Raw genomic sequence first — 22,022 nt, 5'->3', positions numbered from 1 at the left:
AGAGCAAAGGGCGCGAGGGGGAACCCGGGCGGTCGGCAGGGGTGGTGTGGCGAGCCGGTCGGCTGCCCCGGGCAGGAGCCCGATCAACGGGGCAGGGGCCTCGATGGCCAGGGGTGCGCCGAAGATGTCGCCGAGGAAGCGTCAGCGGGGCAGGTCAGCGGCGGGGCAGCAGCGGGCGGACGAGGGCCCACCAGGCGGCGGCGACGGCGTTGAACACGCCCATGCCGGGCGGTGCGTCCACGTTCGAGGGTGCCACCCGGGCGGTCATCAGGTCGGCGAGCACGGCGTCGCCGACGGTGCGTTCGGCCTGTAGCCGGCGGCGGCGGGCGCGTACCCAGTCGCGGTGTCGCCACAACCAGGCCCAGCCGCGGGCCTTCTGCCGGCCCCAACCGCCGGCCAGGGCGGCGGCGAGCATGGCGGCCTCGGTGAGCAGCAGCATCGGTGCCAGCAGTGCCAGCGTCCGCCCCTGGTACGCGGTGAGCAGGGTGACCAGCCGGTTGCGTTCGACCAGGTAGAGCTTGAGGTCGTTGCGGGAGAACTCGTAGTGGTGGCGGACCACCGCGTCGGGGACGTACTCCAGTCGCAGGCCACGTTGCCACAACCGGAGGCTGAGTTCGGTGTCCTCGTGGTAGGCGAAGTACTCGGTGGCGAAGCCGTCCAACTCCTCCCAGCGACGGCGACTGATCACGAAGCAGCAGCCGCTCAGGGACGGTACGACGGTGCGGTGGGCGTGGGCGCTGGCCGGTTCGCCGTTGCCGCCGGCCCAGGACAGGCCGGTGAAGTGCAACGGGTTGCCGGAGGTGTTGATCAGCTCGGGGTCCTCGGCGAGTCGGATCGAGGCCATCGCCGCGCCGACGCCGGGCTCGGCGGCCACCGCAGTGATCTTGGCGAGCGCGTCGGGGGCGACCACCGCGTCGGAGTTGACGAAGACCAACCAGTCGCCGCTGGCCTCGGCGGCGCCGAGGTTGCAACCGCCGGCGAACCCGGTGTTGCGCTCCGGGCGGATCACCCGTACGCCGGGCAGCCCCTTGACCACGTCGATGCCGTCACTGGTGCAACCGTTGTCGACCACCACCAGTTCCAGGTCGACGTCGGTGCTGGCCAGCACCGCCTGCGCGGCGTCGACCAACCAGGGCTCGGCGCCGTACGCGAGCATCACCACGGTCACGGCGGGTGGGCTCATCGGGTTCCTCCGGAGGCGGTCGCGGGCATGGTCACCACGACGGGTGGGGTGGGTGTGGGCTCGCGGCGGCGCCGCAACAGGGCGATCATGACGGCGGTGACCACCACGGAGCCGACGGTGTAGCCGAGCTCGACCCGCAGTGCGACGGGCAGCGGGGCGAGGGTCGCGGCGGCCAGTGCGGCGACGCCGAGGCTCCAGGCCAGGGCCTGCGCGTGGTGCCGGTCGCGGGCCAGCAGCGCCTGGCCGAGCACCATCGCCCACAGGTACGCCAGGGTGGCCAGGGCGAGCCAGGCGAAGTCGCCGTGGCCGAGGATCTCCGGTGCGTCGAAGAGGACCCGCACGAGCCACGGCCCGAGCAGTACGGCCAGCACGCCGCCGCCGACTCCCAACGCCGTGACGACCGCCAGGGCGCGGCGCAGCAGGCCGCCGAAGGCCGCCTCGTCGTCGGTGGCGGCGGCGGTGGACAGGCCGGGCAGCAGGGCGGCCTGCATCGAGCCGAAGACGAACAGCGGGATGCGGACCAGGACCAGCGCCGACAGCAGCGCTCCGGCGGTGGCCACGTCGGCCGGCGCCAACAGCCGCACGTTGATCACGCCGACGTTGACCACGACCTGCGACAGCAGGCTGGCGGCGGTGAGTAGCGCCAGGCCACGCAGCAGGGGTGGCCAGGGCACCACCGCGCCACCGCCGACGGCCCGGGTCACCGGCACCGCGGTCAGTGCGACGGCGAGCAGCGGCGCGCCGACCAGCACCAGTGCGTACGCCACGGGGGAGTCGACACCGGCCACGGCGAGCGCGGCGACCAGCCCGATGCGCAGCCCGCCGTCGACGCCGAGCTGGCTGCCGTACCAGCCGAACTGGCGCAGCCCGGAGAGCACACCACGGGTGGTGTGGGCCAGCGCCAGTGCGGCCAGGGCGCCGGCCAGCGCGGCCACCATGGCACGGTCACCGGCGAAGAGACGGTCGGCGAGAGCGTCCCGGGCGACGGCGATGACCAGGAGGAGCAGGCTGAGCACAGCGGCGGCGACGGCCGCGCCCCGCGCCAGCACCGGGCCGGGCGGCAGGCCACGGGTCCGGCGGGCGGCGACCAGCCGGGCGACTTCCTGCTCGACCGGCAGGAAGACGCCGATGCCGACGGTGAAGACGATCGACCACAACACCGACAGCGACGAGTAGTCGGCGGCGGTGAGGGTGTGCCCGGCGACGGCGAGGTGGACGTACGAGGCCAGGCCCACCAGGGCGAGCCCGGCCCCGACGGGGAGCGTGCCGGGTGGGACGAGGCGGAGCAGTCGGCGGATCACCGGCGGATGAGCGCCAGGGTGAGGACGGCCAGCGCCCGACCGAGGTAGATCATCGCCTTGGCGGGAGAGTGGCTCGGGGTGCCGGCCATCCGCCGTCGCATCGCCACCGGTACCTGCTGGATGCGGTAACCCCGACGGGCGGCGTGCACCAGCGTCTCGACCGTGTCGCCGAGATACTCCGCCGGGTACCACCGGGCGAACATCTCGATCATCCGGCGGTTGGCGGCCCGGAAACCCGAGGTGGTGTCGGTCAACGTGGCGCCGGCCAGGCCGGACAGCACCATCGACAGCATGCCCATCGCCCAGCGGCGCGGCCCGCGTACGGCGTAGTCGCCCTCACCGGCGAAGCGTGCCCCGATGACCAGGTCGTAGTCGTCGAGCAGGTCGACCAGCTTCGGCACGTACCGGGGGTCGTGCTGCCCGTCGGCGTCGATCTGCACCGCGACGTCGTAGTCGTGGTCGTACGCGTACCGGTAGCCCAGCCGCATCGCCCCGCCGACGCCGAGGTTGTACGGCAGCCGGGCGACGCGGGCACCGGCAGCGGCGGCGACGGCGGCCGTCCGGTCGGCCGAGCCGTCGTCGACGACCAGCACGTCCACGCCGGGCAGTTCGCCCCGGATCTCGCGGACCACGTCGGCGATCGAGCCGGCCTCGTTGAGCGCCGGGATGATGACCAGTAGTCGTTTGCCGTTAACCATCGCGGTGCACCAGTTCCTGCCGGTCGGCCCGTTCCGCCCGGTCGGCCTCGACCTCGGCGCGCAGCAGGGCGAACTCCTCGGCCAGCGTCCGGGTTTCCTCCTCCAACGCGCTGACCTCCCAGCTCAGGTGGATGCAGACCAGCAGGAGGAAGACGATGCCGAGGAAGAGCACCAGGCTGACTCCGGAGGCCACGCCGAGCAGGTCGGCCACGCCGTCGAGCAGCCGGGGGAACAGCGAGAGCGGGATCACGACGAACAGCAGCCCGAGCCAGAGCATGCCGTACTTCTCCCGCAGCTGCCGCCGGCGCAGCAGCTCGACGATCGTGGCCAGCAGGACGAGTCCGGTCAGGCCGGTGACCAGGGTGAGCTTCATGCGACCTTCCACGGGGAGGGTGGAGCGGCGGGGGCGAACGCCTCGACCAGCGTGGTGTGCCAGTCCGGCAGGGGCGGCAGGCCGGCCTCGACCCATCGGCCGTGCCCTAGCACACTGTACGCCGGTCGCGGGGCCGGACGCGGAAACCGGCTGCTGGTGGTGGGGCGGATCCGGTCGGGGTCGAGCCCACGCAGGGCGAACACCGCCCGGGCCAGGCCGTACCAGGTGGTCTCGCCGGAGCAGGTGCCGTGGTAGACGCCGGGTGCGGCCCGGCCGGCCCGGGCCGCCTCGGCGAGCGCGACCAACTGCCCCGCCAGCGCGTACGACCAGGTGGGTTGGCCGCGCTGGTCGTCGACGACGTCGAGGAAGTCGCGCTGTTCGGCCAGGGCGAGCATGGTGCTGACGAAGTTGCGGCCGTGCGCGCCGTACAGCCAGGCGGTACGCACCACGTGTCCGGTGTCGGGCAGCAGCCGGCGGACGGCCTGTTCCCCGGCGAGCTTGCTGCGGCCGTACGCGTTGAGCGGTGCGGTCGGCGCGTCCTCCGGGTAGGGGGTGTCGGCGTCGCCGGCGAAGACGTAGTCGGTGGAGACGTGCAGCAGGTGGGCGCCGTGGCGGGCGCAGGCGGCGGCGAGGTGGGCGACGGCGGCACCGTTGACCGTGGTCGCCGCCGCCTCGTCCCGTTCGGCGCCGTCGACGTCGGTCCAGGCGGCGGCGTTGACCACCACGTCGTGCCCGGCGACCGCGTCGGACACGGCGGCGGGGTCGGTGATGTCGAGTTCGGCCCGGGTGACGGCGGTCACCGTGTGCCCCGGATGCCCGGCGAGCACGTCGACCACGTCCCGCCCGAGCATGCCGCCGGCGCCGGTCACCAGGAGTCTCATTCGGCCGGGGCCTTCCGCAGCGGCTCCCACCAGGAGCGGTTGTCCCGGTACCAGGCCACGGTGGCGGCGAGTCCGTCGTCGAGGGTGATGGTGGGGGCGTACCCGAGTTCGTTGTGGATCTTCGTGATGTCCAGGGAGTAGCGACGGTCGTGGCCCTTGCGGTCGGGCACCGGCGTGACCCGGTCCCAGTCGGCGCCGCAGGCCCGCAGGAGCCGGCCGGTCAGCTCCTTGTTGGTCAGTTCGGTGCCGCCGCCGATGTGGTACACCTCGCCGGCCCGGCCGCCCTGCTGGACCATGGCCACCCCCCGGCAGTGGTCGTGCACGTGCAGCCAGTCGCGCACGTTGCCGCCGTCGCCGTACAGCGGCACCGTCCGGCCGTCGAGCAGGTTGGTCACGAACAGCGGGATGACCTTCTCGGGGAACTGGTACGGGCCGTAGTTGTTGGAACAGCGGGTGACCACCACGTCCAGGCCGTGGGTGCGGTGGTAGGCCAGGGCGAGCAGGTCGGAACCGGCCTTCGACGCCGAGTACGGCGAGTTCGGCGCCAACGGCCAGTCCTCGGTCCACGAGCCGTCGGCGATCGAGCCGTACACCTCGTCGGTGGAGACGTGCACGAACCGCCGTACGCCATGCCGCAACGCGGCGTCGAGCAGCGTCTGCGTACCCAGCACATTGGTGCTGACGAACGGCCCGGCGCCGGCGATCGAACGGTCGACGTGCGACTCGGCGGCGAAATGCACGATCACGTCTTGCCCCGCGACGACCTCGTCGACCACCTCGGCGTGACGGATGTCACCTTGGACGAAGCGCAGTCGAGGGTCGTCGGCCACCACCGCCAGGTTGGCCAGATTGCCCGAGTACGTCAGCGCGTCCAGCACGGTCACCCGGGACGGCTCCCACCCGGGCACCCCCTCGGCGCTACCGCCGGGCACCCCCAGCAGCATGCGGACGTACTCCGAACCGATGAACCCGGCGCCGCCGGTGACCAGGATCCTCACGGGTCCGGAAGTCTACGCGAAACACCCACACCCGCAGCCCCACGCGCTCGCGTGGCCGCCGCGCTGACCTACCGGTAGGCTCCCCGGGTGCGTGGAATTCTGCTTGCCGGTGGGACCGGATCCCGGCTGTGGCCGATCACCCGGGCGGTGTCGAAGCAGCTGATGCCGGTGTTCGACAAGCCGATGATCTACTACCCGCTGTCCACTCTGGTGATGGCCGGGGTACGCGAGATCATGGTGATCACGACGCCTCAGGAGCAACACCAGTTCCAGCGCCTGCTCGGCGACGGCAGCCAGTTCGGGCTGCGGCTGGAGTACGTCGCCCAGCCCCGGCCGGAGGGCATCGCCCAGGCGTTCGTGCTCGGCGCCGACTTCATCGGCGACGAGGCGGTGGCGCTGATCCTGGGCGACAACATCTTCCACGGCGTCGGCCTGGGCCGGCAGCTCGCCAGCGCCGGCGACCCGGTCGGCGGGCGGATCTTCGCCTATCCGGTGGCGAACCCGCAGGCGTACGGGGTGGTGCACTTCGACCCGGACGGCCGAGTGCTGTCGATCGAGGAGAAACCGGACAAACCCCGATCCCGGTACGCGGTGCCCGGCCTGTACTTCTACGACAACCGGGTGGTGGAGATCGCCCGGAGTCTCACCCCGAGCGCCCGGGGCGAGCTGGAGATAACCGCCGTGAACGAGGCGTACCGCCGGTGGGGCGAACTGTCGGTGACCGTGCTGGACCGGGGCACCGCCTGGCTGGACACCGGCACCTTCACCTCGTTGATGCAGGCCGCCGAGTTCGTCCGGGTGATCGAGGAACGCCAGGGCATGAAGATCGGCTGCGTCGAGGAGGTCGCCTGGCGGGCCGGGCTGATCGACGACGACCAGCTGCGCGCCCTGGCCGAGCCGCTGACCAGCAGCGGCTACGGTGACTATCTGCTCGACCTGCTCGCCGACGAACGCCACGAGCTGATCGGGCCCGGGGAGGTCCGGTGAAGCTGCGGCCGATGGGCATCGAGGGTGCCTGGGAGATCACGCCACAGCAGCACGGCGACTCCCGGGGCCAGTTCCTGGAGTGGTACCGCTCCGACCGGCTCGCCGAGGCGGTCGGGCATCCGCTGCGGCTGGCCCAGGGCAACATCTCGGTCTCCGCCCGCAACGTGGTGCGCGGCATCCACTTCGCCGACGTGCCACCCGGGCAGGCGAAGTACGTGACCTGTGTCCGTGGCGCGGTGCTGGACGTGGTGGTCGACCTACGGGTCGGCTCGCCCACCTTCGGGCAGTGGGAGAGCGTACGCCTGGACGACGTGGACCGGCGCGCCGTGTACCTGGCGGAAGGGCTCGGCCACGGCTTCTGCGCACTGACCGACGACGCCACCCTCAGTTACCTCTGCTCGACGATGTACAACCCGTCGGTCGAGCACGCGGTGAACCCGCTGGACGAGGAACTGGGCATCGAGTGGCCGAGCGAGACACCGTTGCTGTCCGCCCGTGACGCCGCCGCGCCGACCCTGGCGCAGGCCCGTGCATCGGGGCTGCTGCCGGACCATGACACCTGCCGGCGCCGGGTCGCCGCGCTGGACGCCGAGCAGCCCGACGGGCGGTGACCGTTGCGGCGCGGGGCAGCGCGCGTGCCACGACAGTGACGAATCGGCGCCTCGTACGGCTAATGTCTCATCATGGAACGGCGAATCTTCGGTCTGGAGACCGAGTACGGCGTCACCTGCACCTACCGCGGACAGCGCAGGCTGTCCCCTGACGAGGTAGCCCGGTACCTATTCCGCCGGGTGGTGTCCTGGGGCCGGTCGAGCAACGTGTTCCTGCGTAACGGCGCCCGGCTCTACCTGGACGTCGGCTCGCACCCGGAGTACGCCACCCCGGAATGCGACTCGGTGGTCGACCTGGTGGCCCACGACCGGGCCGGCGAGCGCATCCTGGAAGGGCTGCTCGTCGACGCGGAGAAGCGGCTGCACGACGAGGGCATCGCGGGCGAGATCTACCTGTTCAAGAACAACACCGACTCGGCCGGCAACTCCTACGGCTGCCACGAGAACTACCTGGTCTCCCGGCACGGGGAGTTCGGCCGGCTGGCCGACGTGTTGATCCCGTTCCTGGTCACCCGGCAGTTGATCTGTGGCGCGGGCAAGGTGCTGCAAACCCCGCGTGGCGCCGTCTACTGCCTCTCCCAGCGGGCCGAGCACATCTGGGAGGGGGTCTCCTCGGCCACCACCCGCAGCCGTCCGATCATCAACACCCGGGACGAGCCGCACGCCGACGCCGAACGGTACCGCCGGCTGCACGTCATCGTCGGCGACTCCAACATGAACGAGGTCACCACGCTGCTCAAGGTCGGCACCGCCGACATCGTGCTGCGGATGATCGAGGCCGGGGTGGTGATGCGCGACCTCACCCTGGAGAACCCGATCCGGGCGATCAGGGAGGTGTCGCACGACATCACCGGCCGGCGCAAGGTGCGGCTGGCCTCGGGCAAGGAGGTCAGCGCCCTGGAGATCCAGCAGGAATACCTGACCAAGGCGACCGAGTTCGTCGAGCGCCGGGGCGGGGACCAGACCGCCAAGCGGGTGGTCGAGCTCTGGGGCCGGGTGCTGCGGGCGGTGGAGACCGGCGACCTGGAGCCGGTCTCGCGGGAGATCGACTGGGTGACCAAGCTGCGGCTGATCGAGCGCTACCAGCGCAAGCACGACCTGCCGCTGTCGCACCCCCGGGTCGCCCAGATGGATCTCGCCTACCACGACCTGCGTCGGGGCCGGGGGCTCTACGCGCTGCTGGAGCGGCGTGGCGACGTGGACCGGGTGGCGACCGATCCGGAGATCTTCGAGGCGAAGGAGACGCCGCCGCAGACCACCCGGGCCCGGCTGCGCGGCGAGTTCATCCGGCACGCCCAGGAGAAGCGGCGCGACTTCACCGTCGACTGGGTGCACCTGAAGCTCAACGACCAGGCGCAGCGCACCGTGCTGTGCAAGGACCCGTTCCGCGCGTACGACGAGCGGGTGGAACGGCTGATCGCCAGCATGTGACCGGCCGCACCGGGCCCGGCCACGCCGGGCGGGCCCGGGTAGGCTGGCCGGACCATGCTTCCTTCCGAACCTTCCACCCAGGGTGCCCAGCGGCAGAGTTGGCTCGAACGTCGCCGCGACAAGGTCCGCGCCGAGATCGAGCGCAATCGCCGAGGCGAGTACACCGTCCCGACCTGGGTGCTGGCGTTGGCCCTGGCCCTCATGGTCGGCGGCTGGATCGCCCTCATCCTCTTCGCCTGAGGTGTAAGGAAGGGCACCTTATTAACGCCTCCGGTAGAGCAAGGGGCCCCTCTTAACGCGTACCCCCGGCTTGGGGTGTCGGCGCGGCGGCGAGCAGGCGGGCGGCGTGTCGGCCGGCCGCGGCGGCGGCCAGGAAGTAGGCGTGGTCGGCGTCCAACCCGCGGCCCATCGTCGACAACGGCACCGGGCTGCTCCGCAGCGCCGCGTCCAGCCCGGCGGTGTCCACCCGCCGCACGATGTGCCGTTCGGCCAGCGGCGCCAGCGCGGCGTCGACCTCGGCGGCCAGCGCCGGCTCCAGACCGTCGGGCACCACCAGCTCCGCGCGGGCCAGCGCCACCCGGCCGTACGCGGTCAGGCTGTGATGCGACACCCCACGGTGCCGCGCCCGGGGGTCGGCGTCGGAGATCCGCAGCGAGCCGACCGGCCGCCCGCCCAGCGTGGCGACCGCGTTGACCGCCTCGCCGACCGCCACCCCGGAGAAGCCCCAGCGGGTACCCGTACCGAGGTTGCCGGGGCCCTGGGCCACCACCGCCACGTCGGCGTGCAGCACGTGCCGGGCGGCGAGCAGGCCGCTGTGCAGCGTGGATGCCTCCAGGTCCCCGCCGAACGCCTGCCCGACGCTGATCGTGCCGACCAGCTCGTCGCGCAGGGCGGACAACGTACGGGAGAACCAGGCCGGCAGCGCCCCACCGTCGGTGAGCAGGTACGCCACCCGGGCCGGCGGGGCATCGGCGTGGATGCCGGCCAGAATCGCCGGCAGCGCGGAGTGCAGATCGGCGGTGACGACCGGGAGGCCGGCCAGGTCCTCGGCGGCGGCCAGCACCTCGTGGTGCGGTGACGCCTCCTCGTCGACGCCGAGCAGGATGGGTTGCAGCGGGGTGTAGCGGGCCTTCACCAGGTGGCCGGCGTCGCGGCTGTCGACCGCCTGCGGCGGGTCCGGCGGCAGCCGGTCCGGCAGCGCCACGACCAGGGCGTACCCCCCGGTCCCCAGCCCCATCAGCAGCGCCCCGGCGTTGAGCAACACCCGGTCGCCCGGCTCGGGCGTGCCGACCAGTTCCGGGTACGCCAGCGCCCGCATCGACGTGCCGTCGGTGAGATGGACGTCGATCTCCACCGCGCCGGCCCACTGCCGTCGCCGCGCCGCCACCGTACCCACCCGCCATCGCACCATGCCCGCACGCTAACTGCCGCGCCCGCGCCTGCCGCAGCGGGGTGTGGGTGCCTCGTCCGGTTGTTAACAAGGGGCCCCTGCTCTACCGGAGGCGTTAATAAGGTGCCCTTCCTTTTGAGAAGGGCGGCGCGGGTGCGTGCGGGGGGTGGCGCGGCTGCTAGCGTCTACGGGGTGTCGCGCAGCCGCACCGAACGCCTGGTCAACCTGGTGATCTGTCTGCTGTCCACGCGGCGGTTCCTGACCGCCGCGCAGATCGCCGCGACCGTGCCCGGTTACGAGCACGACCCCGACGACGCCCGTGAGCACGAGGCGTTCCAGCGCAAGTTCGAGCGGGACAAGGCCGAACTGCGGGAGTTGGGCGTGCCGCTGGAGACCGGCACGGCGAGTGCCTTCGACGCGGAGCCCGGATACCGGATCGCCCGCCGGGAGTACGCGCTACCCGAGATCCCGCTCAAACCGGATGAAGCCGCCGCGGTGGGCATCGCGGCACGGTTGTGGCAGCACGCAGGGCTGGCCGCTGCCGCGTCGTCCGGGCTGGCCAAGTTGCGTGCCGCCGGGGTGGACGTGGACCCCCAGGCCACCCTCGGGCTGGAACCGATGGTCACCGTCGATCCGGCGTTCGCGCCGCTGACCGCCGCCGCCCGGGACCGGCGCGAGGTCCGCTTCGACTACCGGGTACCGGACCGGGACGCGCCCGATCGCCGGCGACTTCAGCCGTGGGGTGTGGTCTGCTGGCGTGGGCGCTGGTACGTGGTCGGCCACGATCTCGATCGTGACGCCACCCGCTGTTTCCGGCTGTCCCGGGTCGTCGGCCAGGTCCGCGCAACGGGTACGGCCGGCGCCTACGACCCACCGGCCGGCGTCGACCTGATCAGCCATGTGGCCCGCTGGTCCGGCCCGACCGAGCACACCGGGCGGGCCACCGTCCTGGTCACCCCCGGGCGGGCCGCCGGCTTGCGGCGTTGGGCGGTCGACGTGACCACCGGGCCGGAGGCGGACCGACTGGTCCTGCCGTACACCGACGCGGAGCTGCTCGCCAGCCATCTCGTCGGCTACGGTCCCGACGTGCGGGTGCTCGACCCACCCGAAGTACGCGACGCGGTCATCCAGCGGCTCAAGGAGATCGCCGCCCGGCACGACTCGTTGGCGGTGGTCCTGTGAACCCCGCAGTCTTGAGCGGAAGGCGGATGCGGTGAAGGCCGGCACGCGTACCTCCGCCGACCGGTTGGCGCGGTTGCTCAACCTGGTGCCGTACCTGCTCGCCCGGCCCGGGATCGAGATCGCCGAGGCGGCCGGGGACCTCGGGGTGACCGAACGGCAGCTGCGCGAGGACCTGGAACTGCTCTGGGTCTGCGGGCTGCCCGGTTACGGCCCGGGTGACCTGATCGACATGGCCTTCGACGGCGACCGGGTGACCATCACCTACGACGCCGGCATCGACCGGCCGCTGCGGCTCACCCCGGACGAGGCCCTGGCCCTGGTCGTCGCGCTGCGGATGCTGGCGGAGACCCCCGGGGTGGCCAACCGGGAGGCCGTCGAGCGGGCCCTCGCGAAGATCGAGGACGCGGCCGGCGACCTGGTCACCGCCCCGGTGGAGGTGCGACTGCCCGGTGACGCGCGTCGGGTCGAACAGCTGCGCGCCGCCGTGGAGGGTGGGCGTGCCCTGCGCATCACCTACTACACCCCGGCCCGCGACGAGACCACCGAGCGGGTGGTCGACCCGCTGCGGGTGCTGATGTTCGGTGGCCGGGCGTACGTCGAGGCGTGGTGCCGGCGGGCCGAGGCGGTACGGCTGTTCCGGGCCGACCGGATCGACGCGGTCACCGAGCTGGACGAGCCGGCCGTGGTGCCGGCGCAGGCCCGCCCGCACGACCTCAGCGAGGGGGTGTTCCGGCCCTCGCCGGACCTGCCGCTGATCACGCTGCGGATCGGCCGGGGCGAGCGCTGGATGACCGAGTACTACCCGTGTGAGCGGGTCGAGTCCGACGGCGAGCGGTGGGTGGTTTCGCTCCGGGTCACCGACCTCGGCTGGGCCCGGCGGTTCGTGCTCGGGCTGGGCCCGGACGTCACCGTGCTTTCCCCGGCCGAGCTGGCCGAGCAGGTCCGCGACACGGCGGTGGCGGCGCTGGACGCGTACGCGACGCCGGTGCCGCCCGGCGCGGACCCGGCGGCGAGCGTGCCCAGGCAGTAGGCTGGCGCCGTGCTGAAGTGGATCGTGCTCGCGCTGGTGCTGGTGCCGTTGGTCGTGCTCGCGCTGGCGGTCCGACCCGTGCTGGCCCGGCTGCCCCAACTACGTCGGGCGGCCGTGCGCCTCAAACAGCGCGCCGACGAGGCGGCGGCGTTGCGCGCGGCGGCGGAGAGCCTCCAGCAGCGGGCCGAGGGGTTGCAGGGCCGGCTGGAGACGACTCAGCAGCGGCTGACCTTGATCAAAGCCCGGCGCGGCGACTGAGCGCCGAGCGCCTGGTCCACTGCTGAGCGGAGCAGCCCGTTTTCGGGTACGAAGATCCAACCGATGGTTGACGGGACACTCGCAGGTGGCCGAGACTTCACCCGCCGGGACGATTCCACCACCGCCCGGTGGGTGGCAACAGCCAATGTCGGACGTACGATGGGCTGCGGAACCACCCCCGTTGACACAAGCGACTGGAGCTTCACATGGGTGCCCTCAGGCCCTGGCACATCGCCGTACTCGTGGTCGTGCTGATCCTGCTCTTCGGCGCGAAGCGGCTCCCTGACGCGGCGCGTTCCCTGGGTCGTTCGCTGCGCATCATCAAGGCCGAGACCAAGAGCCTGGCCGACGACGACGAGCGCGACCTGGCCAGCAAGGCAGACGCGCAGGCCGGCTACCAGCCGCTGACGCCGCAGCAGCCCACGCAGCAGCAGCCGTACCAGGGCACGGTGCAGCAGCCGGTCGCCGACCCGGTGCAGCGCGTCCGCGAAAACTGAGCGAGGGGCCCGACCACCGTGGCCTTCGCCCTGCGTAAGCGTGGCCCGAGCAACTTCGAACGGGCCTCCGACGGCTCGATGACCCTCGTCGAGCACTTCCGCGAGCTGCGTACCCGGCTGTTCCGGGCATCACTGGCGATCGTGGTCGGCCTGATCGCCGGCTTCGCGCTCGCCCAGCCGGCGTTCAACCTGCTCAAGCAGCCGTACTGCCGGCTGCCCGGGATGATGGTCGACGGCGACTGCCAGCAGTTCCTGATGCTCGCTCCCGCCGACGGCTTCATCCTCAAGCTCAAGTTGGCGCTCTGGATCGGGTTGATCATCGGTGCCCCGGTCTGGCTCTACCAGTTGTGGGCGTTCATCGCACCCGGCCTGCACCGCAACGAGCGCAAGTGGGCGTACGTCTTCGTCGCGATCGCCGCGCCGCTGTTCGCCGCCGGTGCGGTGCTCGCCTATTTCGTGGTCGACAAGGGCCTGGCGTTCCTGCTGGAAGCCGGCGTCACCGGCACCGATTCGCAGCTTGAGGTGACCCGCTACATCAGCTTCGTCACCACCATGATCCTGCTCTTCGGGGTGGCCTTCGAGTTCCCGCTGACCCTGCTGATGCTCAACTTCACCGGCGTGGTCAGCGCCAAGCGGCTGCTCAGCTGGTGGCGGGTGGTGGTCTTCGTCTGCTTCGCGTTCGCTGCGGTGGCCACGCCGGACCCGGGCCCGTTCGGCATGACGCTGCTGGCACTCTGCCTCAGCCTGCTCTACTTCATCGCGGTCGGGGTGGCGTTCCTCAACGACAAGCGCCGGGGACGCGGCAAGGAGATCTATGCCGGCATCGGCGACGACGAGGTCTCCCCGCTGGACGTCGACCGGGAGCCGGTGCAGGCCGGCCGGCCGGTCGACCAGGTCAGCCCGATCGACGCCCCGGAGCCGATTGTGGCGCCCAAGCCGATCGAGCGGCGCTACGACGACGTGACCTGACCGGTTCCGACGAGCACCGGAAGACGCCGCCCCCGCATGGGCGGCGTCTTTCGTCGTCCCGGCATCCTGCTGCGACTGCGCCGAAGGCGCCGGCATCGCCCGGTGCCGGGGACGGCCAAGCCATGCTGCCGCCGAGCGCCGTTGGCTGACCGGCCGGCGCTGCCGCCCGGTGCCGACTGGACACCGCGGGAACCACGGCAGGTACGGTGCACGCCGTGACCGCAGACGATCACCGCCCCGACGGGCCGGTCGCCGTACTTGCCAACCCGACCGCCGGGCGCGGCCGGCACCGCGGCCTGCTACCGGAACTGCTGGACCGGCTCTCCACCGCCGGCCGGCCGGTACGACTGTTGCGGGCCGACAGCGCCGACGGCGCGGAGGCGGCCTGTCGAGCGGCCGTGGCCGACGGCGTCGCCGCACTGATCGCGGTCGGTGGCGACGGTACGGTGCACCGGGCGATGCAGGCGGTCGCCGGCACCGCCGTACCCTTCGGGCCGGTTCCGGCCGGCACCGGCAACGACTTCGCGGTGGAGACGGGCTTTCCGAGCGAGCCTCGGGCGGCCGCTGACGTCATCGCGGCGGCGTTGCGCGAGGGCCGTAGCCGCCCGGTCGACCTGGCTCGGATGACCGGCGCCGACGGTACGGTCCGCTGGTACGGCGCGGTGCTCGCAGCCGGCTTCGACGCCATCGTCAACGAGCGGGCCAACCGGATGCGCTGGCCGCGCGGCCCGCGCCGCTACGACCTCGCGATAGTGGCCGAGCTGGCCCGGCTGCGCCCACGCCGCTACACCCTCACCCTCGACGGTGAGCGGGTCGAGGTGGACTCGGTGTTGGTGGCGGTCGGAAACACCGCCAGCTACGGCGGCGGGATGCGGATCTGCCCGGCCGCCGACCCGACCGACGGTCTGCTCGACGTGGTGGTCGGTGGCCGTTTCGACCGCCGCACGCTGATCCGGGTCAAGCCGCGCATCTACGCCGGCACCCACGTCACCCATCCGCTGGTCCACACCTACCGGGCCCGCACCGTCACCATCGCCGCCGAGGACATCACCACCTATGCCGACGGTGAACGGTCCCTACCCCTCCCCGTAACCGTCACCGCCACCCCCGCAGCCCTCCACCTCCTCCACTAACCCCACCCCCGGCTCCTCGGGCCTCCACCCCTCGCCGCCCCGGCCACGCCGCCCCCGCCCGCCCGACCCCTCATTCCCCGCCGCGTCGTGTCGCCCGCCCCGCCTCTCACCCCGCGCCGCGTCGTGACGCCCGCCCCGCCTCTCGTTCCGCGCCGTGTCGTGACGCCCGCCCCTCATTCCGCGCCGTGTCGTGACGCCCACCCCTCATTCCGCGCCGTGTCGTGACGCCCACCCCTCATTCCGCGCCGTGTCGTGACGCCCACCCCTCATTCCGCGCCGTGTCGTGACGCCCACCCCTCACCCCGCGCCGTGTCGCCTGCCCAGCCTCTTCATCCCGCCGTCGATCTTGCAGTTTTCGTCCGGACGTAAGCCGCCAGACGGGCATAAGGGCGACGAAAACTGCAAGATCGGCGCGAGCGCGGGCGCGGGCGGGAGCGCGGGCGCAGGCGCGGGCGGGAGCGGGAGCGTGGGGCGGGAGCGGGGAGTGGGGGGTAGGTTCTGGCTCGCGGATCTTGGTACGAAGCGGCCCCGATCGGGGCCCCGATCGGGGCCGTTTCGTACCAAGATCCGCGGCTAGGATCGGGTGAAGCGGATCGGGTCGGCCGGCGGTGTCGATCGGGTGGCCGACCAGCGATGTTGGACCGCGGCGTGGACGCAGTAACGCAGTCAGGTCGAACGCGGCTTCAACCTCACGGGCACTGGCGCGACCAGGCGGCCCCGACGTGCTCGGTACCCACTTCCACGACTTGCTCGACTCGTCGGACTTCGATCGGGCTACCCGCCGTCCCTGATTACGAGATCCGCGAGGCAGAACCTAGGGGTGGGGGGTGGTGAGGGCGAGGGCGGAGCCTAGGCCGTTGGGGTGGCCGGGGTCGGCGGTGGGCAGGACCAGGACGGCGCAACCGGCGGCTACGGCGCCGGCGTCGGCCGGGGTGTCGCCGACCATCAGGGTTCGCTCCGGGTCGACGCCGAGCATGCCGCAGGCGCGCCAGAAGATGGCCGGGTCCGGCTTGCAGCGGCCGACCTCGTAGGAGAGTACGAAGGCGTCGACCAGGTCGGCCAGGCCCCAGGCGGCGAAGTGCGGCCGGATGTCGAAGCCGATGTTGCTCACTACCGCCACCCGTACGCCGGCTGCCCGCAGTGCGGTCAGGGTGGGGGCGGTGTCGGGATACGGTACCCAGCCGTCCGGTATCAGTAGCCGCTCGTAGAGGGCGTCGGCGAAGCCGTCGATGCCGGCATCGACGGTGGCGGCCAGCCCGGTGTAGGCGCCCCGGTGGGCGTGCTCGTAGAGGTCCCGGTCGGCCCAGAGTTCGGCCAGGTGCGGCGGCACCCGGGCGGGCAGCGGTCCCCCGGCGCGGCCCGCGGTGAGCAGCCGGTCGGCCAACGCGGTGGCCCGGACCCGGTCGAGTTCCACGCCGCACGTGGCCGCGGCGGCCAGGACCCAGTCGCGGGGCTCCTCGACCTGGGCGAGCGTGCCGTGGAAGTCGAGCAGTACCGCCTCCACCTGCCGGCGGGACGGCCTCGGCTGGACGTCGCGGACAAGGTCGGTCGGTTCGGCATGATCCGGCACGTCGTGCACCCTACCGACCCACTCCGACCATGCTGCCGGTCGGCCTTGCCGGGTGCCTGTCAGGCGCACGGACTAATCTTGGTGGCATGTCGAGCCCCGCCGAGCGGTACGCCGCGGCGCGCCGCCGGGCCGCCCAGGCCTCACAGTTCCCGGCGCTGGAAGAGTTCACCGTTGACCTGGGGTTCGACCTGGACGACTTCCAGCGTGAGGCGTGCCAGGCGCTGGAGCGGGGCAGCGGCGTGCTGGTGTGCGCGCCCACCGGCGCCGGCAAGACGGTGGTCGGCGAGTTCGCCGTACACCTGGCGCTGCGTGGCACACCGGGGCAGCCGGCGGTGGCCGACGGCGCCCGGCGCAAGTGCTTCTACACCACCCCGATCAAGGCGCTGTCCAACCAGAAGTACCACGACCTGGTGGATCGCTACGGTGCCGAGCAGGTGGGGCTGCTCACCGGCGACAACGCCATCAACGGGGACGCGCCGGTGGTGGTGATGACCACCGAGGTGCTGCGCAACATGCTCTACGCCGGCTCGGCCACGCTGGAGGGCCTGGCCTACGTGGTGATGGACGAGGTGCACTACCTGGCTGACCGGTTCCGGGGCGGGGTGTGGGAAGAGGTCATCATCCACCTGCCCGCCTCGGTGACCCTGGTGTCGCTGTCGGCGACGGTCTCCAACGCCGAGGAGTTCGCCGACTGGCTGATCACCGTGCGCGGTGAGACCACGGTGGTGGTCAGCGAACACCGGCCGGTGCCGCTGTGGCAGCACATGCTGGTCGGCAAGCGGATGTTCGACCTGTTCCACGATGCCGCCGCGGCCCGCAAGCACGACGTGCACCCGGAGTTGCTGCGCTACACCCGGGAGACGGCGCGCCGTCTCGATCTGGGCGAGGGACGTTCGGCGGGGCCGGGTGGCGGCCGGCGGGGACCGCGCTGGCGGGGGCCGATGCGGCCGGACATCGTCGACCGGCTGGACCGCGAGGGGTTGCTGCCGGCGATCCTGTTCATCTTCAGTCGGGCCGGCTGTGACGCCGCCGTGCAGCAGTGCCTGGCCGCCGGGCTGCGGCTCACCTCGCCCGAGGAGCGGGCGGAGATCCGTCGGGTGGTGGAGTCCCGGGTGACCGCCATTCCCGGCGAGGACCTGTCGGTGCTGGGCTACTGGGAGTGGCTCGACGGGCTGGAGCGTGGGCTGGCGTCACACCACGCGGGGATGCTGCCGGCCTTCAAGGAGGTCGTCGAGGAGTTGTTCGTCCGTGGTCTGGTCAAGGCGGTCTTCGCCACCGAGACCCTCGCGCTGGGCATCAACATGCCGGCCCGCTGCGTGGTGCTGGAACGCCTGGTCAAGTACAACGGCGAGGCGCACGTCGACCTGACGCCGGGGGAGTACACCCAGCTCACCGGGCGGGCCGGACGTCGGGGCATCGACGTGGAGGGGCACGCCGTGGTGGTGTGGTCCCCGGAAACCGACCCGCGGCATGTGGCCGGTCTGGCCTCCACCCGCACGTACCCGCTGCGGTCCAGCTTCCGGCCGTCGTACAACATGGCGGTGAACCTGGTCGGCAGCGTCGGCGCGGAGCCGGCCCGGGCGCTGCTGGAGTCCTCGTTCGCCCAGTTCCAGGCGGACCGGTCGGTGGTCGGCCTGGCCCGGCAGGTGCAACGCAACACCGAAACCATCGAGGCGTACGGGGTGGAGGCGGAATGCCACCACGGGGACTTCGACGAGTATTTCGGGCTGCGGGTGGCGATCGCCGACCGGGAACGGGCCATCGCCCGGCAGGGGCAGAGCCAGCGCCGGGCGGCGGCGGTGGCGGCGCTGGAACGGCTGCGTGTCGGTGACGTGATCCGGGTGCCCTCCGGGCGCCGTGCCGGCCTGGCCGTGGTGCTCGACCCGGCCGCCGGTGGCTTCAGCGAGCCCCGCCCGCTGGTCCTGACGCAGGACCGTTGGGCCGGGCGGATCAGTCCCGCCGATTTCACCACGCCGGCCGAGGTGCTGGCCCGCATCCGGGTGCCGAAGCACTTCAATCCCCGCAATCCGGCCGCCCGGCGTGACCTGGCCGCGCAGGTCAGCGGCACCGGGCTGGACCGGCACTCCCGTCGGGGGGCCCGGGGTCGGCAGTCGGGGGAGGACCACCAGCTCACCCAGTTGCGCGGCGAACTGCGGCGTCACGCGTGCCACGCCTGCCCGGAGCGGGAGGAACACGCCCGGTGGGCCGAGCGCCGCCGGCGCCTGGAGCGGGACACCGAGGAGCTACGCCAGCGGGTGGCCGGCCGTACGGGGTCGCTGGCGCGGACCTTCGACCGGATCGTCGCGCTGCTCACCAGCCGGGGCTACCTGACCGCCGAGGGGGAGGTGACCGACGCGGGGCGGATGCTCGGGCGGATCTGGACGGAGGCCGACCTGCTCGTCGCGGAGTGCCTGCGTCGGGGCGTCTGGGACGGGCTGTCGCCGGCCGAACTGGCCGCCGCGGTCTCCGTGGTGGTCTTCGAGGCCCGGCGCGACGTCGACGAGCGGGCCTCGTTGCCGCGTGGCGCGGTCGCCGAGGCGGTCGACTCGACCCTGAAGCTGTGGAGTGAGATCGAGGCCGACGAGGCGGCCCGTGGTCTCGCGGTGACCCGCGAACCGGATCTGGGCTTCGCGTGGCCGATCTACCGCTGGGCCCGGGGCGAGGCGTTGGCGAAGGTGCTGGGCAGCGGGCACGAACTCGACGGTGAGATGCCGGCCGGCGACTTCGTCCGGTGGGCTCGACAGGTGGTGGACCTGCTCGGCCAACTGGCCGACTCCGGTGGTGCCTCGGTCGAGCTGCGGGCCACGGCCCGCCAGGCGATCGGTGTCGTCAACCGGGGTGTGCTCGCCTACCACGCGCCGGCCTGACGGGCACTCACCCGACCGCTGCACGATCGGCGCCGACGCGGCCGCGAAAATCACCAGAAGTCGACCTTCCGCACGGGCCGATGATCCTATTGTGCCTGCTGAGAGGTTCCCTGATCATGTTACCGGCGCGTCAACAGCGTGCCGGTAATGCTCTGGGGGGAGCCGCCGTGGCGGAAATCAATCATTTCGAGTACGGATGGATCACACCTGCGCTCAGCTATGCGCTGTCGGTGCTGGGCTCCGTTCTCGGACTCATCTTCGCGGGCCGGATCCGTGCCGCGTCAAGTGCCGGCCAGCGGGTCTGGTGGGGGCTGCTCGCGGCCTGGGCCCTCGGCGGTACCGCCATCTGGACCATGCATTTCATGGCGATGCTCGGCTTCGCCGTGGCCGGCTCGCGGATCAGGTACGACGTGCCGGTCACCGTGGCCAGTGCGCTGATCGCGGTGGCGGCCGTCGGCATCGGGTTGGCCATCGTCGGCACCGGTCGGCTGTCGGTGGTACGGGTGCTCGCCGGTGGCCTGTTCACCGGCCTCGGGGTGGCGGCGATGCACTACACCGGCATGGCGGCGATGCGGCTGAACGGCCAGTTGGGCTACGACGCGGTGCGGGTCGGCCTCTCCGTGCTGATCGCGGTGGTTGCCGCCACCGTCGCGCTGTGGCTCGCGGTGACCGTCCGTCGGGGCGCGGCGATCTTCGCCTCGGCGCTGGTGATGGGCGTGGCGGTCAACGGCATGCACTTCACCGGGATGAGTGCCCTGTCGGTGCACGTGCACGAGCAGCGGGGAGAGGTGGCCGGCGCGGAGGTGGGTGCCCTGCTGATCCCGATCGTGCTACTTGTGATCTTCGGCGTGGTGGGGCTGGTCTACGCGCTGCTCGCCGCGCCGACCGACGAGGACCGGGCCGCGGCGGCCTACCTGGAGGCCCGGCGTGCCCCGGCGTCGGCCGTGTCAGGTCAGGCGGCCATCGACTCGCCGGATCCGGTGGGTTTGCGCGCCCGCTCCACCCTGGCCCGGCCGGGTGCCCCGTTCCCGTCCCGGCGGGACCATCCGCCGCGCTGATCCGCGCGGCCGTGGCGCCCGAGCAGCGTCGGTCAGGGCCACGGCCGGCGGTGCTCAGGGCAGGGATTTCAGGTACGGACCGTGGTTGCGGCTGAACTCCCACTGGTAGTACCGGTCCCAGTTGATCGACCAGGTCATCAGTCCCCGGAGGTGGGGATTGGTGCCGCTGCGCGGGGTGTAGCTGCCGCAGCGCAGTCCCTGGACCAGGCAGCTGACCGCCGACTGGATGCCGGCGGGAGCGAGGTAGCCGTTGCCGGCGCTGACCGACGAGGGCGCGCCGAAGGCCACCTGGTCCTGACGTAGGGCGGGGAACCGCCGGTCCGGGTTGCCGGCGACCGGGAACCCGGCGAGCAGCATGTCGGTCATGGCCACGTGGAAGTCCGCGCCGCCCATCGTGTGGTACTGGTTGTCCAGTCCCATGATCGGTCCGGAGTTGTAGTTCTGGACGTGCAGCACGGTCAGGTCGTCGCGCAGTGCGTGGATCACCGGTAGGTACGACCCGGCCCGTGGATCCTGGCCGCCCCAGGGTCCGGGGCCGTAGAACTGGTAGCCCAGCTGGACGAAGAAGGTTTCCGGCGCCATGGTGAGTACGAGGTTCGGCCCATAGCGTTGCTTGAGGGCCCGGATCGCGGCGATCAGGTGGACGATGACCGGGGTGGTCGGGTTACGGAAGTCGGTGTCGCCGGGATTCAGGTAGAGGGAGTGGCCCTCGAAGTCGATGTCGAGTCCGTTCAGGCCGTACCGGTCGATGATCGCCGACACCGAGCGGACGAAGGCGTCCCGGGCGGCGGTGGTGGTGAGTTGGACCTGCCCGTTCTGGCCGCCGATGGAGAGCAGCACCTTCTTGCCCTGCTGTTGTTTGGCGCGGATCGCGGCGATGAACGCCGTCTCGCTCTCCACGCCCGGACATTCGGTGACCGGGCAGAGTTGGAAGCGGATGTCGCCGGAGGTGACCGAGGTCGGTTCGCCGAAGGCCAGGTTGATGACGTCCCAGTCGGCGGGCACGTCGGCCATGCGCAGGTAGCCGGAACCGTTGGCGAAGCTGGCGTGCAGGTAACCGATCAGCGCGTGGCGGGGAATCCCGCCCGACGGCGGTGTGGTCGGCGGCGGTGTGGTCGGTGGTGCTGTGGTCGGTGGCGGTGTGGTCGGCGGTGCGGTGGTCGGTGGTGGCGTGGTGGGTGGACTGGTCGGGGTGCCGCCGCAGGGTGCGCCGTTGAGCAGGCAGTCGGTGGGTGTGCCCGGGCCGGTGGCCAGGAAGCCGAACGAGACCGAGGCGCCGGACGCGATGGTGCCGTTCCACGACCGGTTGGTGAAGGTGTGCCGCTGGCCGACGCTGCTGACGGTGGCGTCCCAGTAGCTGCCGAGGGTGGTGCCGGTGGGCAGCGTGAAGGTGACCTGCCAGGAGGTGATGGTGCCGGCCCCGCCGTTGGTGATGGTGTACTTGCCCTCCCATCCGGTGCCCCAGTCGGCGGTCTTGACGAAGCTGGCGGTCGGGCCGGCGGCCCGAGCCGGGCTGGCCGCCACGAGCGTGCCGACGGCGGCGGTGGTCAGGGCCGCGAGGGCGGCCAGCAGCAGATGTCGGGCAGGGCGACGCATCCGGACCTC

The 22,022-nt window shown here is 72.1% G+C and carries 21 protein-coding genes; 12 read left to right on the top strand and 9 right to left on the bottom strand.

What is annotated here, in order from left to right; all coding sequences use genetic code 11:
* Positions 1 to 154: 154 nt before the first annotated feature.
* From E0H26_RS02825 to rfbB, 6 genes are read right to left on the bottom strand one after another with little or no spacing between them, the layout of a single operon-like run.
* Positions 155 to 1,183: a glycosyltransferase family 2 protein gene (locus E0H26_RS02825; protein ID WP_131300387.1), complete on the bottom strand. Its 1,029-nt coding sequence runs from the start codon at positions 1,181 to 1,183 to the stop codon at positions 155 to 157.
* Complete coding sequence (locus tag E0H26_RS02820) at positions 1,180 to 2,484, bottom strand: polysaccharide biosynthesis protein (RefSeq protein ID WP_131300385.1); 1,305 nt, start codon at positions 2,482 to 2,484, stop codon at positions 1,180 to 1,182. Before E0H26_RS02820 ends, E0H26_RS02825 begins: the two co-directional genes overlap by 4 nt.
* Positions 2,481 to 3,182, bottom strand: a complete 702-nt coding sequence (locus tag E0H26_RS02815) for a glycosyltransferase family 2 protein (RefSeq protein ID WP_131300383.1) — start codon at positions 3,180 to 3,182, stop codon at positions 2,481 to 2,483. Before E0H26_RS02815 ends, E0H26_RS02820 begins: the two co-directional genes overlap by 4 nt.
* Positions 3,175 to 3,555 (bottom strand): DUF2304 domain-containing protein, encoded by a 381-nt coding sequence (locus E0H26_RS02810; RefSeq protein WP_131300381.1) that lies wholly within the window; start codon positions 3,553 to 3,555, stop codon positions 3,175 to 3,177. Before E0H26_RS02810 ends, E0H26_RS02815 begins: the two co-directional genes overlap by 8 nt.
* Positions 3,552 to 4,436 carry a dTDP-4-dehydrorhamnose reductase gene (gene rfbD, locus E0H26_RS02805; protein ID WP_131300379.1) on the bottom strand — a complete coding sequence of 295 codons (885 nt, stop codon included), beginning with the start codon at positions 4,434 to 4,436 and terminating at the stop codon, positions 3,552 to 3,554. Before rfbD ends, E0H26_RS02810 begins: the two co-directional genes overlap by 4 nt.
* Positions 4,433 to 5,434, bottom strand: a complete 1,002-nt coding sequence (gene rfbB, locus E0H26_RS02800) for a dTDP-glucose 4,6-dehydratase (protein WP_131300377.1) — start codon at positions 5,432 to 5,434, stop codon at positions 4,433 to 4,435. The genes rfbD and rfbB overlap by 4 nt, the downstream gene beginning before the upstream one ends.
* An 87-nt stretch (positions 5,435 to 5,521) precedes the next feature.
* On the opposite strand from rfbB, the gene rfbA reads away from it, so the two are divergent.
* The 4 genes from rfbA to E0H26_RS02780 all read left to right on the top strand — a co-directional run bounded on the left by rfbA (position 5,522) and on the right by E0H26_RS02780 (position 8,703).
* A complete protein-coding gene (gene rfbA, locus E0H26_RS02795) occupies positions 5,522 to 6,421 on the top strand; it encodes a glucose-1-phosphate thymidylyltransferase RfbA (RefSeq protein ID WP_131300374.1) in 900 nt (299 codons plus the stop codon).
* Positions 6,418 to 7,032 (top strand): dTDP-4-dehydrorhamnose 3,5-epimerase, encoded by a 615-nt coding sequence (gene rfbC, locus E0H26_RS02790; protein ID WP_131300372.1) that lies wholly within the window; start codon positions 6,418 to 6,420, stop codon positions 7,030 to 7,032. The genes rfbA and rfbC overlap by 4 nt, the downstream gene beginning before the upstream one ends.
* Positions 7,033 to 7,104: 72 nt before the next feature.
* A complete protein-coding gene (pafA, locus tag E0H26_RS02785) occupies positions 7,105 to 8,463 on the top strand; it encodes a Pup--protein ligase (protein ID WP_131300370.1) in 1,359 nt (452 codons plus the stop codon).
* A gap of 54 nt (positions 8,464 to 8,517) precedes the next feature.
* Positions 8,518 to 8,703 carry a hypothetical protein gene (locus E0H26_RS02780; RefSeq protein ID WP_131300368.1) on the top strand — a complete coding sequence of 62 codons (186 nt, stop codon included), beginning with the start codon at positions 8,518 to 8,520 and terminating at the stop codon, positions 8,701 to 8,703.
* 52 nt (positions 8,704 to 8,755) lie between these two features.
* On the opposite strand, the gene E0H26_RS02775 is transcribed toward E0H26_RS02780, so the two are convergent.
* A complete protein-coding gene (locus tag E0H26_RS02775; protein ID WP_131300366.1) occupies positions 8,756 to 9,874 on the bottom strand; it encodes a DUF3866 family protein in 1,119 nt (372 codons plus the stop codon).
* 171 nt (positions 9,875 to 10,045) lie between these two features.
* On the opposite strand from E0H26_RS02775, the gene E0H26_RS02770 reads away from it, so the two are divergent.
* The 6 genes from E0H26_RS02770 (at position 10,046) to E0H26_RS02745 (ending at position 14,922) form a co-directional block, all read left to right on the top strand.
* On the top strand, positions 10,046 to 11,035 hold the full coding sequence (locus E0H26_RS02770) for a helix-turn-helix transcriptional regulator (protein ID WP_131300364.1): 990 nt from the start codon (positions 10,046 to 10,048) through the stop codon (positions 11,033 to 11,035).
* Between the two features lie 31 nt (positions 11,036 to 11,066).
* Positions 11,067 to 12,065 (top strand): helix-turn-helix transcriptional regulator, encoded by a 999-nt coding sequence (locus E0H26_RS02765; protein ID WP_131300362.1) that lies wholly within the window; start codon positions 11,067 to 11,069, stop codon positions 12,063 to 12,065.
* Positions 12,066 to 12,074: 9 nt separating this feature from the next.
* Positions 12,075 to 12,323, top strand: coding sequence for a hypothetical protein (locus E0H26_RS02760; protein WP_131300359.1), 249 nt, complete (start codon positions 12,075 to 12,077; stop codon positions 12,321 to 12,323).
* 206 nt (positions 12,324 to 12,529) lie between these two features.
* Entirely contained in the window at positions 12,530 to 12,820 is a 291-nt protein-coding gene (tatA, locus tag E0H26_RS02755) for a Sec-independent protein translocase subunit TatA (RefSeq protein ID WP_131300357.1), read from the top strand.
* 18 nt (positions 12,821 to 12,838) lie between these two features.
* Positions 12,839 to 13,789 (top strand): twin-arginine translocase subunit TatC, encoded by a 951-nt coding sequence (gene tatC, locus E0H26_RS02750; RefSeq protein WP_131300355.1) that lies wholly within the window; start codon positions 12,839 to 12,841, stop codon positions 13,787 to 13,789.
* 206 nt (positions 13,790 to 13,995) lie between these two features.
* Positions 13,996 to 14,922, top strand: a complete 927-nt coding sequence (locus E0H26_RS02745; RefSeq protein ID WP_131300353.1) for a diacylglycerol kinase — start codon at positions 13,996 to 13,998, stop codon at positions 14,920 to 14,922.
* An 814-nt stretch (positions 14,923 to 15,736) separates the two neighbouring features.
* On the opposite strand, the gene E0H26_RS02740 is transcribed toward E0H26_RS02745, so the two are convergent.
* The gene (locus E0H26_RS02740) at positions 15,737 to 16,492 is read right to left on the bottom strand and encodes an HAD family hydrolase (RefSeq protein ID WP_240741981.1); all 756 of its coding nucleotides are present in this window, start codon (positions 16,490 to 16,492) and stop codon (positions 15,737 to 15,739) included.
* Between the two features lie 86 nt (positions 16,493 to 16,578).
* On the opposite strand from E0H26_RS02740, the gene E0H26_RS02735 reads away from it, so the two are divergent.
* Both E0H26_RS02735 and E0H26_RS02730 read left to right on the top strand, forming a co-directional pair.
* Complete coding sequence (locus tag E0H26_RS02735; RefSeq protein ID WP_131300351.1) at positions 16,579 to 19,359, top strand: DEAD/DEAH box helicase; 2,781 nt, start codon at positions 16,579 to 16,581, stop codon at positions 19,357 to 19,359.
* 167 nt (positions 19,360 to 19,526) lie between these two features.
* Positions 19,527 to 20,417 (top strand): MHYT domain-containing protein, encoded by an 891-nt coding sequence (locus E0H26_RS02730; protein WP_131300349.1) that lies wholly within the window; start codon positions 19,527 to 19,529, stop codon positions 20,415 to 20,417.
* 54 nt (positions 20,418 to 20,471) lie between these two features.
* Here E0H26_RS02730 and E0H26_RS02725 read toward each other — a convergent pair whose 3' ends face one another.
* Positions 20,472 to 21,992: a chitinase gene (locus tag E0H26_RS02725; RefSeq protein WP_131300536.1), complete on the bottom strand. Its 1,521-nt coding sequence runs from the start codon at positions 21,990 to 21,992 to the stop codon at positions 20,472 to 20,474.
* Positions 21,993 to 22,022: the final 30 nt, after the last annotated feature.

Origin of the sequence: Micromonospora zingiberis (assembly GCF_004331455.1) — a bacterium.
GTDB lineage: Bacteria > Actinomycetota > Actinomycetes > Mycobacteriales > Micromonosporaceae > Micromonospora > Micromonospora zingiberis.
This window is presented reverse-complemented; position numbering and strand designations above follow the sequence as displayed.

Coding starts and splice junctions, on each gene's coding strand:
- E0H26_RS02825 (WP_131300387.1), bottom strand. CDS start 1,183: ATGAGCCCACCCGCCGTGACCGTGGTGATGCTCGCGTACGGCGCCGAG.
- E0H26_RS02815 (WP_131300383.1), bottom strand. CDS start 3,182: ATGGTTAACGGCAAACGACTACTGGTCATCATCCCGGCGCTCAACGAG.
- E0H26_RS02810 (WP_131300381.1), bottom strand. CDS start 3,555: ATGAAGCTCACCCTGGTCACCGGCCTGACCGGACTCGTCCTGCTGGCC.
- rfbD (WP_131300379.1), bottom strand. CDS start 4,436: ATGAGACTCCTGGTGACCGGCGCCGGCGGCATGCTCGGGCGGGACGTG.
- pafA (WP_131300370.1), top strand. CDS start 7,105: ATGGAACGGCGAATCTTCGGTCTGGAGACCGAGTACGGCGTCACCTGC.
- E0H26_RS02780 (WP_131300368.1), top strand. CDS start 8,518: ATGCTTCCTTCCGAACCTTCCACCCAGGGTGCCCAGCGGCAGAGTTGG.
- E0H26_RS02775 (WP_131300366.1), bottom strand. CDS start 9,874: ATGGTGCGATGGCGGGTGGGTACGGTGGCGGCGCGGCGACGGCAGTGG.
- tatA (WP_131300357.1), top strand. CDS start 12,530: ATGGGTGCCCTCAGGCCCTGGCACATCGCCGTACTCGTGGTCGTGCTG.
- E0H26_RS02735 (WP_131300351.1), top strand. CDS start 16,579: ATGTCGAGCCCCGCCGAGCGGTACGCCGCGGCGCGCCGCCGGGCCGCC.